At 63.6% G+C, this 1,280-nt stretch carries 2 protein-coding genes; both read right to left on the minus strand.

Annotated elements, in window-relative coordinates; translation table 11 throughout:
• Nucleotides 1-478: extensin-like domain-containing protein (locus tag OQK_RS00745; RefSeq protein WP_016770680.1), on the minus strand; the 478-nt coding region annotated here is incomplete at its 3' end.
• Between the two features lie 2 nt (nucleotides 479-480).
• On the minus strand, nucleotides 481-1,280 hold an 800-nt coding region (locus OQK_RS00750), incomplete at its 5' end, for an isocitrate lyase/PEP mutase family protein (RefSeq protein ID WP_016770681.1).

Below are 1,280 nucleotides of genomic sequence, written 5' to 3' on the forward strand. Positions count from 1 at the left end.
CACTCGCATGTCGGCTGAGAGCGCCGTTCTCACGGTTGTAGACATTGCGGCAGGCGAAGCTGCCGAGGTGATCGACCCGCGCGATTTTCTGGCCGTAAACCGATTGCGCCGCCGGTTGCAGGGTGTGGTGTTCAAACATTGCGTAGGCCACCGCCAGCGGGCAACTGGCGATGAAACTGCTGCTCAGCGCCACTTCACCGCCCTGCACCCGCAGAGCACCGATCAGCGGACACTTGGCGCCCGCGCTGTCGGCCTGGGGGCTGACGCGCAGATCCGAGCTGCTCAATGCCTGTGCGCAAAGCTCGGGATCACTGCGCAGGCGCATGAGTTTGTAACCGGTCAGCCAGTTGGGCGCGGCTTTTATGTCCAATGGCGCCCACGGGTTCCACTGCGGCGGCACCTCCAGCCAGCCGCGCCAGACACTTACCGCTGCACCACCCATCGCGAGCAACACCACCCAGAACAGCCAACGTCCCATGCTCAGTCCTTGAAAAATTGATTGGCCTTGGCATAAGGCATCGACTGTGACGTGAAGCCAAAGGTGCCGGATTGCTGGATTTCTTCAGCTGCGCGGAAGAACTCGCCGAACGCCGCCAGCGCCAGTGCCGAGCCGGTGCTGATGCGGCGTACGCCCAGTTCCTCGAGCTGTTGCACGGTCAGTTTCAAACCGCCAGACATCAGCACATTGACCGGTTTCGGCGCCACCGCTTGCACCACTGCACGCACTTCTTCGGCGCTGCGCAAACCCGGTGCATAAAGCACGTCGGCACCCGCCGCGGCAAATGCCTGCAAACGGCGAATGGTGTCGTCGAGATCGGGATTACCGTGCAGGTAATTTTCGGCGCGAGCCGTGAGGATGAAGGGAAACGGCAGGGTGCGCACCGCCGCGACGGCGGCTTCAATCCGTGCGACGGCGTGTTCGAAGCAATAGATCGGCGCGCCCGGGCGCCCGGTCGCGTCCTCGATCGACCCGCCCACCGCGCCCACCTCGGCGGCACGGAGAAGACTCTGCGCAGCCTCGACCGGGTCATCGGCAAAGCCGTTTTCCAGATCCACCACCACCGGCAGATCCGTCGCTGCGACAATCGCGCGGACATTGGCCAGGGTCTCGTCGAGACTCAGTGCGCCATCAGCCTTGCCCTGGGAAAACGCGTAACCGGCGCTGGTGGTGGCCAAGGCCTGATAGCCAAGACTGGCGAGCATCTTCGCCGAGCCGGCATCCCACGGATTGGGGATGACGAAGATCCCCTGACGATCATGCAGGGCCTTGAAGGCTTGGG

The organism is Pseudomonas sp. R62, from assembly GCF_000257605.1.
GTDB classification, from domain to species: domain Bacteria; phylum Pseudomonadota; class Gammaproteobacteria; order Pseudomonadales; family Pseudomonadaceae; genus Aquipseudomonas; species Aquipseudomonas atacamensis.